The sequence below is a fragment of the Kribbella sp. CWNU-51 genome, from assembly GCF_054073265.1.
On record NZ_JBSXMZ010000047.1, the window covers coordinates 13,841 to 29,695 of the forward strand.

Annotated in this window: 15 protein-coding genes; 8 read left to right on the forward strand and 7 right to left on the reverse strand. The window is 69.5% G+C overall.

Annotated elements, in window-relative coordinates:
- Positions 1 to 21: 21 nt before the first annotated feature.
- Positions 22 to 1,305, reverse strand: coding sequence for an MFS transporter (locus ACXC9Q_RS36100; RefSeq protein ID WP_457061132.1), 1,284 nt, complete (start codon positions 1,303 to 1,305; stop codon positions 22 to 24).
- Positions 1,306 to 1,397: 92 nt separating this feature from the next.
- Between ACXC9Q_RS36100 and ACXC9Q_RS36105 the strand changes: the two genes are divergently transcribed.
- A complete protein-coding gene (locus ACXC9Q_RS36105) occupies positions 1,398 to 3,329 on the forward strand; it encodes a potassium transporter Kup (RefSeq protein ID WP_457061133.1) in 1,932 nt (643 codons plus the stop codon).
- Between the two features lie 111 nt (positions 3,330 to 3,440).
- Here ACXC9Q_RS36105 and ACXC9Q_RS36110 read toward each other — a convergent pair whose 3' ends face one another.
- Entirely contained in the window at positions 3,441 to 4,064 is a 624-nt protein-coding gene (locus tag ACXC9Q_RS36110; protein ID WP_457061134.1) for a maleylpyruvate isomerase family mycothiol-dependent enzyme, read from the reverse strand.
- Between the two features lie 108 nt (positions 4,065 to 4,172).
- Between ACXC9Q_RS36110 and ACXC9Q_RS36115 the strand changes: the two genes are divergently transcribed.
- The gene (locus ACXC9Q_RS36115; protein ID WP_457061135.1) at positions 4,173 to 5,387 is read left to right on the forward strand and encodes a hypothetical protein; all 1,215 of its coding nucleotides are present in this window, start codon (positions 4,173 to 4,175) and stop codon (positions 5,385 to 5,387) included.
- Positions 5,388 to 5,551: 164 nt separating this feature from the next.
- Here the strand turns inward: ACXC9Q_RS36115 and ACXC9Q_RS36120 are convergent, their stop codons facing one another.
- Positions 5,552 to 5,755: a hypothetical protein gene (locus tag ACXC9Q_RS36120; RefSeq protein ID WP_457061136.1), complete on the reverse strand. Its 204-nt coding sequence runs from the start codon at positions 5,753 to 5,755 to the stop codon at positions 5,552 to 5,554.
- A 234-nt stretch (positions 5,756 to 5,989) separates the two neighbouring features.
- On the opposite strand from ACXC9Q_RS36120, the gene ACXC9Q_RS36125 reads away from it, so the two are divergent.
- The 3 genes from ACXC9Q_RS36125 (at position 5,990) to ACXC9Q_RS36135 (ending at position 8,844) form a co-directional block, all read left to right on the forward strand.
- Positions 5,990 to 7,219, forward strand: coding sequence for a DegT/DnrJ/EryC1/StrS family aminotransferase (locus ACXC9Q_RS36125; protein ID WP_457061137.1), 1,230 nt, complete (start codon positions 5,990 to 5,992; stop codon positions 7,217 to 7,219).
- A 118-nt stretch (positions 7,220 to 7,337) separates the two neighbouring features.
- On the forward strand, positions 7,338 to 8,066 hold the full coding sequence (locus ACXC9Q_RS36130; protein WP_457061138.1) for a hypothetical protein: 729 nt from the start codon (positions 7,338 to 7,340) through the stop codon (positions 8,064 to 8,066).
- 46 nt (positions 8,067 to 8,112) lie between these two features.
- Positions 8,113 to 8,844, forward strand: coding sequence for an amidohydrolase family protein (locus ACXC9Q_RS36135; RefSeq protein WP_457061139.1), 732 nt, complete (start codon positions 8,113 to 8,115; stop codon positions 8,842 to 8,844).
- Between the two features lie 464 nt (positions 8,845 to 9,308).
- On the opposite strand, the gene ACXC9Q_RS36140 is transcribed toward ACXC9Q_RS36135, so the two are convergent.
- The 3 genes from ACXC9Q_RS36140 to ACXC9Q_RS36150 form a co-directional block, all read right to left on the reverse strand.
- Positions 9,309 to 9,848, reverse strand: coding sequence for a GNAT family N-acetyltransferase (locus ACXC9Q_RS36140; RefSeq protein ID WP_457061140.1), 540 nt, complete (start codon positions 9,846 to 9,848; stop codon positions 9,309 to 9,311).
- Positions 9,849 to 10,153: 305 nt separating this feature from the next.
- The gene (locus tag ACXC9Q_RS36145) at positions 10,154 to 10,570 is read right to left on the reverse strand and encodes a hypothetical protein (RefSeq protein ID WP_457061141.1); all 417 of its coding nucleotides are present in this window, start codon (positions 10,568 to 10,570) and stop codon (positions 10,154 to 10,156) included.
- Between the two features lie 67 nt (positions 10,571 to 10,637).
- Positions 10,638 to 11,600, reverse strand: coding sequence for a CPBP family intramembrane glutamic endopeptidase (locus ACXC9Q_RS36150; protein ID WP_457061142.1), 963 nt, complete (start codon positions 11,598 to 11,600; stop codon positions 10,638 to 10,640).
- 64 nt (positions 11,601 to 11,664) lie between these two features.
- On the opposite strand from ACXC9Q_RS36150, the gene ACXC9Q_RS36155 reads away from it, so the two are divergent.
- Both ACXC9Q_RS36155 and ACXC9Q_RS36160 read left to right on the forward strand, forming a co-directional pair.
- Positions 11,665 to 12,081 (forward strand): YkvA family protein, encoded by a 417-nt coding sequence (locus ACXC9Q_RS36155; protein WP_457061143.1) that lies wholly within the window; start codon positions 11,665 to 11,667, stop codon positions 12,079 to 12,081.
- Positions 12,082 to 12,084: 3 nt separating this feature from the next.
- Positions 12,085 to 12,804 carry a sulfite exporter TauE/SafE family protein gene (locus tag ACXC9Q_RS36160; RefSeq protein ID WP_457061144.1) on the forward strand — a complete coding sequence of 240 codons (720 nt, stop codon included), beginning with the start codon at positions 12,085 to 12,087 and terminating at the stop codon, positions 12,802 to 12,804.
- 16 nt (positions 12,805 to 12,820) lie between these two features.
- Here the strand turns inward: ACXC9Q_RS36160 and ACXC9Q_RS36165 are convergent, their stop codons facing one another.
- Positions 12,821 to 13,387, reverse strand: a complete 567-nt coding sequence (locus ACXC9Q_RS36165) for a TetR/AcrR family transcriptional regulator (protein ID WP_457061145.1) — start codon at positions 13,385 to 13,387, stop codon at positions 12,821 to 12,823.
- Positions 13,388 to 13,433: 46 nt separating this feature from the next.
- Between ACXC9Q_RS36165 and ACXC9Q_RS36170 the strand changes: the two genes are divergently transcribed.
- Positions 13,434 to 15,848, forward strand: a complete 2,415-nt coding sequence (locus ACXC9Q_RS36170) for a beta-glucosidase (RefSeq protein WP_457061146.1) — start codon at positions 13,434 to 13,436, stop codon at positions 15,846 to 15,848.
- Positions 15,849 to 15,855 lie beyond the last annotated feature (7 nt).

Consider the following 15,855-nt stretch of genomic DNA (forward strand, 5'->3'; position numbering starts at 1 on the left):
AGACTCCTTCTTCGGTATCCGTCAGGAGACACGACGAGATAGCAGCGCGAGCTGTGACACGGCATGGTTGCCGTCAGCGGCCGGTCCGCTGTGCATGCGCCCACGGCGGATCTCCAGCGCGAGGAACGGCAGCGCGCAGAGCTGGATGACGGCGGTCAGCAGGTACGCCGGGCCGTAGCCCCAGACGTCCGCGGCGCGGCCCAGGGCGGGCTGGATCACCACGCCGCCGGCGGAGCCGAGCAGGTTGTCCGACAACAGCACGGTCGCCCGCTGAGCCGACGGGATGTGGCTGTTCAGATACGCCTGCCGGACCGGGCTCATGGCGGCGAACATCGTGCCCCACACCATCAGCAGCCCGAGAGCGGCCCAGAACGACGTCACCAGGCCGATCAGCGCGATCACAGCGCCGGAGGTGGCGATGGCCACGACGAGGGTCAGGATCCGGTCCCGGAAGATCCGGGCGATGTACGACGCCGACGCGCCACCCGCGATCTGGGCACCGGCGACGATCCCGGCGGACAGCCCCGCGATCGCATAGGAGTCCGCGTGGCCGTAGAGCTGAAGGAGATACGGCTGCGCGGCGTAGAAGCCGTACACGCTGGCTCCCGCAGTGAACGGGCCGGCGAGCATGAGCCAGCGGACCGGCGGGTTCAGCAGCCCGTGCCGTAGCGAGGCTCGCAGGATCCCGCCCATCTCGGCGCGCACCGAGACCCGCGGCTTGGGGGTGAAGCCGATGTCGTGCATCGCCCGCCACGCCACGGCGAAGGTGATCACGAGCAGCACCGCGCGAGCGACGTACGGAACGCCGAGGTTCGTCACCTGGGCGAGCAGGCCGCCTCCGATCGAGCCGGCCATCATCGCGATCCCGCCGGCCACCTGCCCCTTGGCGAAGGCCTCGTCGAGCGACCCGCGGTAACCGGTCGCGTGCAGTCCGTCCACCAGCCACGCCTCGGTCGAACCGCTGAAGAACGTGAACCCGAGCCCGAGCAGGGCCGACCCCACCGCCCAGGCCGCGAACGGCGCCCGCGTCTGCCACAACAGCAAATAGAGCAACGTGGACGCGATCAAGGTCACCGTCCCGAGCAGGTACGACGTACGCCGTCCGATCGTGTCCGCTACGACACCGGTGGGGATCTCGAACAACACCATCCCCGCGGTGAAGAACGCGTTCGCGGCGAACGCCTGCCCGATGCTCAGTCCCGCGTCGAGCAGGAACAGGGTGTTGATCCCCCAGATCATCGAGGACGCGCCGGTCGAGACCACGACCAGCGTGATGTAGGTCCGCAGTACCCGCTCCGGTGTCATCCCCGGCACCTCCTCCGTAGTCACCGGGTACGTCGGAACCGGCCGCCGCGTCTCGACATGACTGCCTCCCCGGCGCTGTATCGTCCGGTCCCGTGACGGATCATCAGCAGACGGACGCCGGTCATGGCCCGAGCGCCCGCGACACGGTCAGGCTCGCGGTCGTGGTCGGCGCGCTCGGGGTCGTGTTCGGCGACATCGGGACCAGCCCGATCTACACGTTGCAGACCGTGTTCAGCCCGGAGGACCCGCACCCGGTGCCGGTCAGCGACTCGAACGTCTTCGGCGTGGTGTCGTTGATCTTCTGGTCGGTGATGATCATCGTGACGGTCACCTACATCCTGCTGGCGATGCGCGCCGACAACGACGGCGAGGGCGGCATCATGGCCCTCATCACGCAGGTCCGCCGCTACGGCGCGGGCCGCCGGTCCGCGGTCGTGCTGGCCTCGGTGGGAATCTTCGGCGCGTCGCTGTTCTTCGGCGACAGCATGATCACCCCGGCGATCTCGGTGCTGTCCGCGGTCGAGGGCCTCAAGGTCGTCCAGCCGTCCCTGGGCGACTACGTCGTACCGATCACCGCGGTGATCATCATCGTGCTGTTCCTGATCCAGCGCCGGGGCACCGAGACGATCGGCCGGGTCTTCGGGCCGGTCATGATCACCTGGTTCGTCGTTATCGGCGCCTGCGGCATCAGCGGAATCGCCGAACACCCGGGCATCCTCAAGGCGCTGTCACCGACGTACGCGATCGGCTTCCTGACCGGTCATTTCCACATCGCGTTCTTCGCCCTGGCCGCGATCGTGCTCTCGGTCACCGGCGCCGAGGCGCTGTACGCCGACATGGGTCACTTCGGCCGCCGGGCGATCACCCGCGGCTGGCTGCTCCTCGTCCTCCCGGCCTGCACGCTGAGCTACATGGGCCAAGGTGCGCTGATTCTCAAGGACCAGGCCAATATCAGCAGCCCGTTCTTCCTGCTCGTGCCCGACTGGGGACGGCTGCCACTCGTCCTGCTCGCGACCGCGGCCACGGTGATCGCTTCCCAGGCGGTGATCACCGGTGCCTACTCGGTCGCCTCGCAGGCCGCGCAGCTCGGCTACCTGCCGCGGCTCCGGATCCAGCACACGTCGGCGACCACGATCGGCCAGATCTACGTTCCGTGGATCAACTGGCTGCTGCTGGTCTCGGTGCTGACGCTGATCTTCGCGTTCCGCAGTTCGGCCGCGCTGGCGTACGCGTTCGGCATGGCCGTCACCGGGACGATCACGATCATGACCCTGTTGTTCTTCTACGTCGCCCACTACCGGTGGAACATCCCGAAGTGGCTGATCTTCGCCGGCGCCGTCCCGCTGCTCGCGGTCGACCTGCTGTTCGTCGCCGCCAACCTCACCAAGCTGGCCCACGGCGCCTGGCTGCCGCTACTGATCGCGCTCACCGCGTTCACGATCATGACCACCTGGCAACGCGGCCGCGCGGTCGTCACCGCCGAGCGCGAGGAATCCGAAGGCCCGCTGCGGGAGTTCGTCCACCAGTTGCGCAGTGGGGAGCTGGTGGCTCGGGAGGTCCCGGGGACAGCGATCTTCCTCAACCGGGGCAACCGGACCGCACCGTTGGCGCTGCGGGCCAACGTCGAGCACAACCAGGTGCGGCACGCGCACGTGGTGATCCTGTCGATCGAGACCGAGCCCGTGCCTCGCGTCGCGGACGACCAGCGGGCGTTCGTCGACGATCTGGGGTACGGCGACGACGGGATCACCTATGTCACCGCGAAGTTCGGCTACATGGAGACGCCCGACGTACCGGCCGCCCTGGCCACACTCGATCCCGAGGAGACCGAGGGCCACATCGACCTGGACAATGCCTCCTACTTCCTGTCCAAGATCGAGCTCCGCGCGGGCGAGGCCGAGACGATGGCCCCCTGGCGCAAGCACCTGTTCATCGCCACGTCCCACATCACCGCCGACGCGGCCGAGTTCTTCAACCTCCCCCGCGACCGCACCGTCATCATCGGGGCCCATATCGAGGTGTAAAGCGCACGATTCGTTCAAGCCTCGCGAGAACAGGCAGTCCTGGCGTCGAGTCCCTCTGAGAGAACGGAGCTGCCCGATGATCGTGACCCACCTGCACTACCGCGTCGTGCACTAGAGCCAGGGCGGCAGCGGCTCGGCCGGTTTCCCGTCCGCACCAAGCACACCGTCGTACGACCGCCCGGCGAGATACGCGGCCACCTCCGGCAGCGGTCCCGTCACCTCGGGTACGTCGCCACGCTTAGCGCTGATGTCCGCGGACAGGGCTTCGAGGAAGTCGGCCGGCAGGTCGGCGAAGGTCACGCCCGTGCCGAGGTCGACCGCATGGATCATCACCTCCCGGCTGCGCATCCACGGGGTATCGGACGCAGGGATATCTCGTCCCTGGGCATTGAGCAACGGCCGCTGCCACTGCTCGTCGGTCAGCTCGGCCATCGCGTCCGCGAGCACCTGCGCGGACTCCTCGAACCAGGCGAGCAACTCGTCGGCCGGCCGCACCGCGGCCGCCTCGATGTCCGCGCCGCGCTGCTCGGGCGACGTGTACATCCGGCGCTCCTCGCCGGTCCTCGCCCAGTGCACGAGGTTGCCGATCGCCTCCGCGTTGAGCGACAGATGAGCCGCGACATGCTTGCGGGTCCACCCTGGCAGTAGCGATGGTCCGTCCAGCTCCACGAGCGCTCCCCGGCACAGCGCCGTACCCGCGGCAACCCACTCGTGCGATCGCATCAGCCTGCTCATGGTCGAAACGTAGCGGACCAGGCCAACCTCCGGGTCCGGCGTACGGCGCGGGTTCTTGCGGCGGTGCGGCGATCTGGTGAAACTGAGCCGAATGAAAGAGGGGGCTACATGGTGACGACGATCGGGGTGGTCGGGCCGTCTGATCTGGTCACCTCCAGCAGCCGGATCGTCGGGGCGCTGCGCGGGGTGGAGGTCGTCCCGCTGCGGTACCGGCGCGAGACCGACACCCCGAAGGTCATGGCCGCGGCGCCGCCCAGCGTCGACGCGTGGCTGTTCACCGGCGTGGTCCCCTATCAACTCGCGGCCGCGCACGGCCTGCTCGACCGCCCGGCGGCCTACGTCGAGTACACCGGCGCCACGCTGATGCGGGCGTTGGTCCAGCTGCTCCGGGAGGGCCGCGACGTCACCTCGATGAGCATCGATGTGCTCGACGAGGCCCAGGTCCGCGAGACGTTCGACGAGGTCGGGTTGCCGACCCGCGGGATCCGCGTGCTGCCGTATCGCCCGGGGCTGAGCTCCGACGACGTGATCGCGTTCCACCGCAAGGCCGGCGCCACTGTCGCGATCACCTGCCTGCGATCGGCGTACGAGAAGCTCCGGACCGAGCAGACCACCCTCCGGCTGGCGCCGTCGGTCCACTCGGTGCGGGCGGCCGTGAACAGTCTGCTGCTCGTCCATGGCGCTTTGCGCAGTGACGATGCGCAGATCGCGCTGGGTCTGGTCGAGATAGCCGCCGACGGCGAGAGTGCGCTCAGGCGCGAGGCCGGCTCGCTCGGCGGCAGCGTCATCCGGTACGACGACAAGCGGTATCTGGTCGTGACCACACGCGGACCGCTCGAGCAGGCGACGGCTGCGTTCACCGAGCTCGGCATGCTGACCAGGCTCAAGGAGCAGTTCGGGCCGGTGCGGATCGGATTCGGTATCGGCGGCTCCGGGACCGAGACGGAGGCGCTCGCCCGGCGGGCGCTCGGCCGGGCGAAGACAGCCGGCCGGACCGCGGCCGTGGTCTCGCTGCGCAACGACATCGACCTCGTCCTGGTCGGCGGCGCGGCACCGCGGGCGCAGCAGCGCTCGAAGCTGCAACTTCTCGCCCAGCGCGCCGGGCTGTCCAAGGCGACGCTCGAGCGACTGCAGGAGCTCGTGCACGCCACGCCGGGAGACGGTCTGACGACCCGGACCGTCGCCGACTACCTCGGCATCCAGCCCCGCACCGCCCGCCGGGTCCTCAACCGGCTGGAGCGCGCCGGGCTCGCCGACGCCACCGGCACCCAGCTAGGCAACGGCAGCGGCCGCCCGCTGGTCGTCTACCGCGTTCATCTCTGATCTTTCCCCGCCTGTTGACGCACTAACGCACGTCCGGCTAATTTCAGCCATGACCGTAATTGGGTGCGCCGCGTCCCGGGAGGCCTTGTGGACAAGCGATCCACACGGGGATTGTGCAGTCTCGTCGTCATATGCGCAGGCCTGGTGAGCGTTTCGGCACCGGCCTAGGCTGCAATTCCGGACTTGACCGAAACAACCGTCACCACCCTGGGACCCGCCTCCGCGGTGACGTCGAGCAGCGTCGCCGAGCAGGTCGGCGACCGGATCTGGACCATCACGTCCGGCGTGTCGCCGGTCCAGGTCGGCGGCTGGTTCACATACGACCTCCGGACCAGGACCGTCGTCCGCGGCACGAACAAGCTCTCCACACTGACCGCACCGGGGTCTACTGTGAGACGAACTTCGGCGGGAACCCGTACCAGCTCGGGCCGGGGCTCACCGAGGCGAAGCTGCTGGTGAACAAAACTCGGCGACGGGTGGTACACCGTGCCCCAGCTGACGCCGGTCCGTGGCGAGCGGCATAGCGTGTGGGGACTCGCCGACCGCGATCTCGTCCACCTACCGTTGCCGTGAGCAACATCAACTCCAGGAGGTTCGCAGCGATGGAGAAGACCGTGCTCGCCCGGGACGGCGGCACTGCGGTGCGCACGTCCCCGCTGCCGTCGGTGATGGACGCCAGCGGGCGGCGCTTCGGCGACGACGAGGTCAAGGCAGTGGAGCGGGTGCTCCGCAGCGGCATGCTGTCCGCGACCTGGGGCACTGAAGGGGCGGCGCTCGAGCTGGAGTTCGCCGACCTGCTCGGCGCCGGGTACGCGGTCGCGTGCAGCTCGGGTACGGCGGCTCTGCACCTGGCGGTGGCCGCGGTCGACCCCGAGCCCGGTGACGAGATCATCACCACGCCGATCAGCGACATGGGCACGGTGTTCCCGATCATGATGCAGAACGCCGTACCGGTGTTCGCCGACGTGGACCCCATCACGGGGAACCTCGACCCAGCCGCGGTCGGGGCCGCCATCACGCCGCGGACCAAGGCCGTGATCGTCGTCCATCTGTTCGGCAAACCGGCGCCGGTGCGGGAGTTGCGCGAGCTCTGCGATCAGCACGGAATCCTGCTGATCGAGGACTGCGCGCAGGCCTACCTCGCGCCGGTCGGCGACACATTCGTCGGTCGGATCGGGCACATCGGCTGCTTCAGCCTGCAGCAGACCAAGCACATCAGCGCGGGTGACGGCGGGCTGGCGGTCACCGACGACCCGGCGCGGGCCCGCCGGATGCGGCTGTTCGCGGACAAGGGCTGGCCGCGCGACACCGACGAGCGGACGTATCTGTTCCTCGCCCTCAACTATCGGATGACCGAACTGGTCGCGTCGGTCACCCGCGCGCAACTGACGCGACTGCGTGGCGTCGTGGCAGATCGGCGTACGGCGGCTGCCCGGGCGTCGGCGGGAATCGCGGACCTGGCCGGGATCACGGCTCCCCCGGATGGCGGCGACCACGTCTACTGGCAGTACCCGTTGATCGTCTCGCCTGCGGCCGGCGAGCTGCATGAGTGGGCTGCTGCGCTCACCGCTGAGGGTGTACCGGCGAACGGCGGATATCTGACCGGCCTGCTGTACGCCGCACCCGCGGTCCGCGAGCGGATCACCTACGGACAGTCCGGCTTCCCGCTGCAGGACGTCTCGTACCCGGTCGGTCTGTGTCCGAACGCCGAGGAGCTGATCAACAGCCGGCTGCTGGTCCTGCCCTGGAACGAGAACTACACCGAGACCGACGTCGACGACATCGTCGCCGCGATCCGCAAGGTCCACAGCGCACTGGCCCAGGAGGCCTGATGACCGTGTTGAATGCCGCGCCTCCGGCGCGGGGGTCATGAGGCTTTAACTCCCGGCCTTCCCTCGTCGCTCCAGTCGCTACGCTCCCTACGCTCCTCAGTCCAGGCCGGGAGGCCCCATGACCGACACTCCCCCGCTGCTCGACTGCGACGTACTGGTCGGGCACGACGTCACGACCGGCCGCTGGGGCCGGGCCCAGACCGTGCAGGAGGTGTTCAAGGCCACGGGCATCTCGGGTGGGGTCGTGTCCGCGTTGCGGGCGGTGCACTTCGACGTATCGTCCGGGAACGACGAGGCCCAGCAGGTTGCCGAGAGCAACGGCTGGTCGCTGTGCCCGGTGCTGGACCTGCGTGATGCGCTCGGTGCCGAGCGGGAGCTCGAGCGGCAACTGTCCGCGGCGTCGCCACCGCGGGCGATCCGGCTGGCGCCGACCGCGCAGAGCGTCGAGCCCGGGTTCCCTTCCTTCGGTCACGTCGTGAAGCTGCTGGTGGAGGCCGGTCTGACGATCTTCGCCGAGGGCGACGTACGGCGGGTGGGCCCGGCGCTGCGTGGACTCGGAGCGCGGGTGGTGTTCCTGGACACGCACTTCTACTACCTGGGCGACTTCGTGATCCTGGCCCGCTCGGAGCCCGGGTTCCACACCTCGACCCGGATGCTCACTGGCCCGGACTCGCTGGAGATCGTCGCCGGCGAGGTCGGCGCGGACCGGTTGGTCCTCGGCTGTCGAACGCCGTTCCAGGAGACCCACTCCGTCGTACGCCGGCTGCTCACGTCCAAGCTCACCCCCGCCGAGATCGCCCAGACCGGCAGTCAGAACCTGACCACCCTCCTGGAGCCGACATGCTGATCGACGTACACGCCCACTGGTGCCCGAACCGTCTTTTGGAGCCATCGTGCTGATCGACGTACATGCCCACTGGGGGCCCTGGTTCTTCTCGATGGACGTCGGGCCGGTCGATGTCAACATCGAACTGATGGACCGCTTCGGCATCGACATCCAACTCGTCTCCGCGATCGAGGCCATCGTGTACGACGCTCCCGTCGGCAACCGGTCGCTCGCGGCACAACTGCCCGCCGACCCACGACTGCGCGGGATGATCGTGGTCGACCCGCGCCGGCTCGACGAGGCGAAGGCAGACCTGCGCGAACTCCTGGCCGGGGACGGCCGGACGCGGTGGGTCGGCGCAAAGATCCACACCGAATACAGCCGGACGCCGATCGACTCACCCGCGATGCAGGCCGCGATCGAGCTCACCACCGAGTACGGACTGCCGACACTCGTCCACACCTGGGCCGGCAACGTCGTCGACCTGGCCGACGTCGCGGACCGCGTCCCGGACGCCCGGGTGATCGCCGGCCACATGGGCGCGCCGGGCTGGCCACTCGTCCCCGAGGCCGCGTCCCGCTCGGACCGCATCTGGTTCGAACCCTGCTGGTCGGCCCCCGACGCCAACCGCATCCGCTGGATCCTCGACCAACTCGGCCCGTCCCGCCTGATGTTCGGCACCGACGCCACCCTGATCGACCCCTCAGTAGCCATCGGCGCCTTCGAAGCCGCCAACCTCACCCCCACCGAGCACGAAGCCATCATGTGGCAAAACGCCACCACCCTCTTCACCCTCTAACGCTTCGCCACCCCGCCCACCCCGCTCCCCGCTCCCCGCTCCCCGCTCCACCGCCGCCCCACCCCACCTCCACCTCCGCCCCCGGACAGGAGCAGGGGCTGGGACAGGGTGTCGGGACTTGGGACATGCCATGAGGTGTTCCAGGCCCCGACATGGTGTCCGCGCCCCCGCCCGCCGGACGGCACCCGGACGGCACCCGGACGGCGAACACGGATATCCATTCGGGTGCTGGAATCTCTGGTGGTATCCGAGGAGACGGGGCACCACTCGTGCGGATAACCCCTGAGGTGGAGGGTTGCCCACTCAGAATCGCAGGGGGCAACCATCCAGGTCGGGGGTTATCCCCTGAAATGGGGACGCGGTGGGACGTGGCGCTCAGGTGGGTGGTGGTGTTCACGCGGAGTGGTTGAGGGGTGGTTCGGGCGGAGTGGTTGAGGGGTGGTTCGGGCGGAGTGGTTGAGGGGTTAGGCGGTGCCTGGGTGATTGGGGGCTAGGAAGACGATGATGTCGTGTTCGGGGCCGCGGGTTTCGGGTTCCTTCCAGCCGATGCGGCGGTAGAAGGCGATGGTGGCGTGGGCCTGGTTCCAGGTCAGCAGCCACGCGCGCGGGTGTTCCGCGGTGGCCAGCGACAGGAGCCGCCGGCCGAGGCCGGTCCCCCGGGCGCGCTCGGCCACGCCGAGCTCGTCGATCTCGAACGCACCGATCAGCAGTTCCCTGACCTGCTCCGGCCCCAGCCGGTCGAGCACGCTCCCGTACGCGCGATCCCGGCGGAACGGCGCCGGCGTCGTCCAGCCGCTCACGAACCCGGCGATCCGCCCATCGTCCGACCGCTCGATCCAGGCGCGGAACCCGTCCCGGAGCGCATCGCTGTTCAGGCGCTTCCGGAACGCGATCCGGGTCTGCTCTGGATCCCGGTGGTCCCATGGCGGGGCCGTGAACACCTCGACGTATGCGTCGGTCAGTTCATCCGCGATCCCGAGGATGTCCGCGCCATACGTCTGCATCACCTCAACCTAGCCCTGGGCACACCGGTTGGACCGACGGCAGCCAGTCCGCGACCGGTCGGCTCGTGGCTGGTCAGTCCGCGGCCCGTCAGTCCGACGCCGGTCGGGTTGTGGCCCGTCAGTCCGTCGCCGGTCAGTCCGTCGCAGGTCGGCTCGTGGCTGGTCAGTCCGCGGTCCGTCGCCGGTCGGGTTGTGGCCCGTCAGTCCGTCGCCGGTCGGTCCGCGGCCGGTCAGTCCGTCGCAGGTCGGCTCGTGGCTGGTCAGTCCGCGGCCCGTCAGTCCGTCGCCGGTCGGGTTGTGGCCAGTCAGGTTGTGGCCGGGGTGGGGGTGGGCTCCGTGGGTGCGGCGCGGGGCGCGGCGAGTGGGCCGGGCGCGACCGGCGCGGCGAGTGGACCGGACGCGACCGGCGCGGCGAGTGGGGCGGGTGTGACCGGCGCGGTCCGTGGGGTGGGCGTGGTTAGGGCGGTCGGTGTGGCGGCGATCGACTCCAGCTCGGTGCGGAACTGGGGCAGCATCCACCGGAACGGCTGGTCGAGCACGCGGGCGATGGTTGCCTCGTCGACGCGGAGCAGGCCTCCGATCCGGGTGAGCGCGTCCGGCTCGTCGGTCGCGGCGTACAGGAGATGGACGACCTCGTGCCGGTGTGCGAACACGGCCAGCGCGGCGGCGGCCAAACCTGCGTCGATTTCGGGCGGACTGGTGATTTCCCCGTTAACTGTCACGACACCATCAACCAGCGAAAGGCCCGGTCGGTTACGTGTCAGTCGTTTCAGTGGGCTCGAGCGAGACTCAGCTCGGCAGCCAGGACACCTTGCCGAGGAGGTAGGTCGCGCCGATCAGGGCGGTGGTGTCCATCAGCGTATGGGCCACGACGAACGGCATGATCCGGCCCCAGCGGCGGTACAGGTAGGTGAAGATCACGCCCATGATCACGTTGCCGGCGAAGCCGCCGAGGCCCTGGTAGAGGTGGTAGGAGCCGCGCAGGAGTGCGCTTGCGGCGGTGGCGCTGCGGACGGACCAGCCCAGCTGGTCCAGGCGGTGGTTCAGGTAGCCGAGGACGATCACTTCTTCGAGGATGGCGTTCTGCGCGGAGACCGCGACGAGGATCGGGATGCGCCACCAGTAGTCGGGCAGTTGGGACGGGTCGACGGTCAGGTTCACGCCGGACGCGTGTGCAGCGATGTAGAAGAGTAGGCCCGCTCCCCCGATGCAGGCGGCGACCGCCGTCCCTCGACCGAGATCGCGCCACCGATCTCTCAGATCGAATCCGATCGCCCGAAGCGACTCACCACCGCGCGCGAACAGATGCGCCACGAGCGCGACCGGCACCAGTGCGGTCACCACCGCGAAGATCTGCCAGGAGAGATCCAGCCAAGGCCGCCCCGGCGCCCGCGATCCCACGATCACCGCCGTCTGCCCACTGATCGGCTTCGCCGACGTCAGCACCCCTACAAACGAAATGAGCGCCGACACCCCAGAAGCCCCCAGGGACAACGCCAGCACCAACCAAACCTCCTGCGTCAGCAGCCGCCGACTGACCCCGACCGGCATCGCAACGGAAGCCGAATCGCCGGAGTCGGCGCCGACGTACGCCGGGGACGCCGGAGGGGTCGCTGACGGACCGCCGGGACTCGCCGCGTCGGAGGCCGGATCACCGGCGTGGGTGCCGGACGATGACGGGTCGGCCGGGGTCGGCGGGCCGGGCGGGTTGAGCTCGGCGGGATCGGCGGATTCGTCGGCGGATCTCGTCATGCGACTACTATCCCCCCGCCGGCCCAGGGACCGCCCTCCAGCACCCAGAGCCAGAATGGGCCGCGTGACAGGTGAGTGGTGGTCGATCGTGGTGGGTGCCGCCGCCGGCATCATGCTGTTGTGGATAGCGCTGATCGCGGCCCTGTGGTTCGCCCGCCCCGACGAACTGCGGATCCGCGACGCCCTGCGGCTCCTGCCCGACCTGGTGCGACTGCTGCGGCGCCTGGCGGCTGACCGAACGCTGCCTCGCGGGGTCCGGGTCCGCCTATGGCTCCTGCTGGTCTACCTCGCCGTACCGTTCGACCTGGTGCCCGACTTCATCCCCGTGATCGGGTACGCCGACGACGCGGTGATCGTCGCGTTCGCACTCCGTTCGGTCACTCGCCGAGCCGGTCCTGCCGCGTTGGACCGGCACTGGCCCGGTACGCCGGACGGCCTGGCCGCCGTACGACGCCTCGCCGGCCTCCCCACCACCTCCTAAGCAATGCTCACCGATCTCCTCGTCGCCTCGGCAGCCGCGTTCGCGTTGGCGGCGCTGTCCGCGGTCGCCGGATTCGGCGGAGGAGTACTCCTGCTGCCGGTGTTCACGGCGCTCTTCGGTCTGCGTGTCGCAGTGCCGATGCTGACCCTGACCCAACTGTCCAGCAACGGCTCTCGGGCCTGGCTGAACCGGCGTGAACTCCGCCGGCCGCTGATCGGCTGGTTCGCCCTCGGCGCCGTGCCCTGCGCGGTCGCCGGCGGCATCCTGCTCACCCACGCGCCGCTCGCCGCACTGCAACGGCTGCTCGGGGTGTTCTTGATCGCCGTGGTGGTCTGGCGGCGGTTCAATCGGCGTACCCGCAAGCCCGCCGATCCGGCCTTCGCCGTGGTCGGCGCGGCATCCGGCCTCGGCTCGGCGTTGCTCGGCTCCGTCGGCCCACTGACAGCACCGTTCTTCCTGGCCTACGGCCTCACCCGCGCCGCCTATATCGGCACCGAAGCCGCGAGCGCCCTCACGATGCATCTCACGAAGATCGCCACCTACGGAGCCGGTGACCTGCTCACCCGCCAGGTCCTGCTCTACGGCGTCGCTCTCACCCCGGCGACCCTGCTCGGCGCCTGGACCGGCAAGCAGATCGTCGGCCGCATCAGCGATCGCGTCTTCGTCCTGCTCGTCGAACTCGGCCTGCTCGCCGCCGGAGCACTCTTCCTCATCGGACCCTGACCCGGCACGCCCGCGGTCAGGGGTGGAGGAGCTGGATCAGGTCCTCGAGGAGGTCGGCGGGCTCGGCGTTCAGGGCGAACTGGGACTGGATCTGGAGGCCGTCGGACAGAGCGATCACGAGGGTGGCGATGGTGCCGGGGTCGACGGACGGGTTGATGGTGCCGGCGGCCTGACGCGCCCGGACCGACTCGGCCAGGGACTCGCGGAGACGCGCGTACCGATCGACGAAGTAGTCGTGGGCGGGGTGCTGGGGATCGCCGGCTTCGGCGGAGAAGGTCGAGTAGAGCTGGACCAGGCCCGGTACGTCGCGGTTGTGCCGGATGATCGCGATCAGTTTGCCGATCAGCTCCGACTGCTCGAACCGCTCGACATCCGCCTCGTCCCGCGCCCGCAGAACGGCCTCGAACAGCTTCTCCTTGGACCCGAAGTAGTGCAGCAGCCCGGCCTCGCTCAGCCCGACCGCGGCCGCGAGCTCCCGCGTCGAGGTCTTCCGGTAGCCGTGCCGGGCGATCACCTCGAGCGCCGCCCGCAGGATCTCCTCCCGCTTTGCGACACCTTTCGCGTACGGACCTCTGGAAGCCATGACCAAAACCTAGCACTACTCGGTTTTCGCGCGTACAGTCGTCGCCATGATTCCCGCCGACTTCGACGACCTGCTCGGGCAGCTGACGCTCGAGGAGAAGGTCCGGATCCTGACCGGACAAGACTTCTGGTCCACCCATCCCCTGCCCGGGATCGGCCTGCGTTCGATGGTGCTGTCCGACGGCCCGAGCGGCGTCCGTGGCGCTGTCTGGGACGAGCGCGACCCGTCGCTCAACCTCCCGTCGGCGACCGCGCTCTCGTCGTCCTGGGACCTCGGCATCGCCCATCGGTACGGCGTCGTCTCGGCCCTCGAGGCCCGGCGCAAGAACGTGGACGTCGTGCTCGGCCCGACCATCAACCTGCACCGGTCACCCCTTGGCGGACGGCACTTCGAAGCGTTCAGCGAGGACCCGGTCCTCACCGCCGAGCTCGCCGCCGCGTACGTCGCCGGCGTCCAGGAGCTCGGCGTCGGCGCCACGCCGAAGCACTACGTCGCCAACGACTTCGAGACCGAGCGCTTCACCGCCGACGTGGTCGTGAGCGAGCGCGCCCTCCGCGAGGTGTATCTGCTCGCCTTCGAGAAGGCCGTCACCGAATCCAAGGCGTGGCTGGTGATGAGCGCGTACAACTCGATCAACGGCGCCACCGCCTCGGAGAACGAACTGCTCGAGTCGCCGCTCAACACCGACTGGGGTTTCGACGGGGTTGTGGTGAGCGACTGGACCGCCGTACGCAGCGTGGAGAGCGCGAAGCACTCACAGGACCTGGCGATGCCGGGCCCGGTCGGCGCGTGGGGTGATGCACTCGTCGAGGCCGTTCGGTCCGGCGAGGTCAAGGAGGACGCGATCGACCGGAAGGTACTGCGCCTGCTCGCGCTGGCCGCCCGGGTCGGCGCACTGGAAGGCTTCGAGAAGCCGGCCGACGTACCGCAGGTCGATGGCGTCGCGTTCACCCGCATTGCCGCGGCTGAAGGCTCGGTGTTGCTCAGCAACAAGAGCGAGCTGCCGTGGACCGCCGGCGCGCTGCAGCGGGTCGCGGTGATCGGCCACAACGCCCGCGACGCCCGGACTCAGGGCGGCGGCAGCGCGACCGTGATCCCGTCGTCCGTGGTCTCGCCCCTCGCCGGACTGCAACAGGCCCTCCCGAACGCCGAGATCACCTACTCGATCGGCGCGGTGGTCCAGGAAGGCGTCGCCGAACTCCCGCTCGCCACGATGACCAATCCGGTGAACGGCCAGCCGGGCGCCCGCGTCCGCTTCCTCGAAGCGGACGGCATGGAGCTGTTCGCCGAGAACCGGTTCTCCAGCGCCCTCGTCTACCTCGGCGGCAACGCACCGATCACCGACACCGCGGTCTTCGAGTTCCACACCACCTACACCCCGGCCGAGAGCGGCGACATCCTGCTCGGCTTCGCCTCCGTCGGCCGCGGCCGGATCTTTGCCGACGGCAACCTCCTGCTCGAGGAGACCGCCGTACCGGTCGGCACGGACCTGGGCGCCGCGCTCCTGTCGCCGCCGTCGGTCACGGCTCCGCTAGCGGTGACCGCCGGCCAGCCGATCGACGTCCGCGTAGAGCTCGATCTCCCCGATCGCGAGGGCGGTCTGGGCAACGCGCTGAGCATCACCGTGGGCGTCGAGCCGGACCGCTCGGACCCCCAGGCGCTGATCGACGAGGCCGTCGCTGCCGCCCGGGCGGCGGACGTCGCCCTCGTGGTGGTCGGCACCAACTCGAAGGTCGAGTCCGAGGGCTACGACCGTACGACGCTCGCACTGCCGGGCCGCCAGGACGAGCTGGTCCGGGCCGTGGTCGCGGCCAATCCACGCACGGTCGTGGTCGTCAACGCGGGTTCGCCGGTCCTCCTCCCCTGGCGTGACGACGTCGCGGCCTTGCTGGTCACCTACTTCGGCGGCCAGGAGTACGGCAACGCGCTGGCCGACGTACTGCTCGGAGTCGTCGAGCCCGGCGGCCGCCTCCCGACCACGTGGCCGCGCGAACAAGACGACGTACCGGTCATCGACGTCACCCCGCAGGACGGCGTCGTCCGGTACGACGAAGGCGTGCACATCGGCTACCGCGCCTGGCTCCGGGCCGGCACCGAGCCCGCGTTCGGCTTCGGTCACGGCCTCGGCTACACCACGTGGGAGCTCTCCGATCTCCGCGCCAACGACCCGTCGTCCGTCGCCTTGATCGTTCGCAACACGGGCGAGCGCGACGGTAAGCACGTCGTCCAGGTGTACGCTGAACGGCCCGAAAGCACCGTGGACCGCCCGGTCCGCTGGCTGGCCGGGTTCGCCGTCGTACGCCTGGAGGCCGGTCAGGCCCGGGAGATCACGGTCCAACTGCACGACCGCACCTTCGAGCACTGGGACAACGGCTGGACCACCGAGCCCGGTGCCTTCACTCTCCGGGCCGGCTCGGCTGTGTCGGATCTGCCGCTCTCGACCGAACTGCGGATCCGCTAGCTGCCCG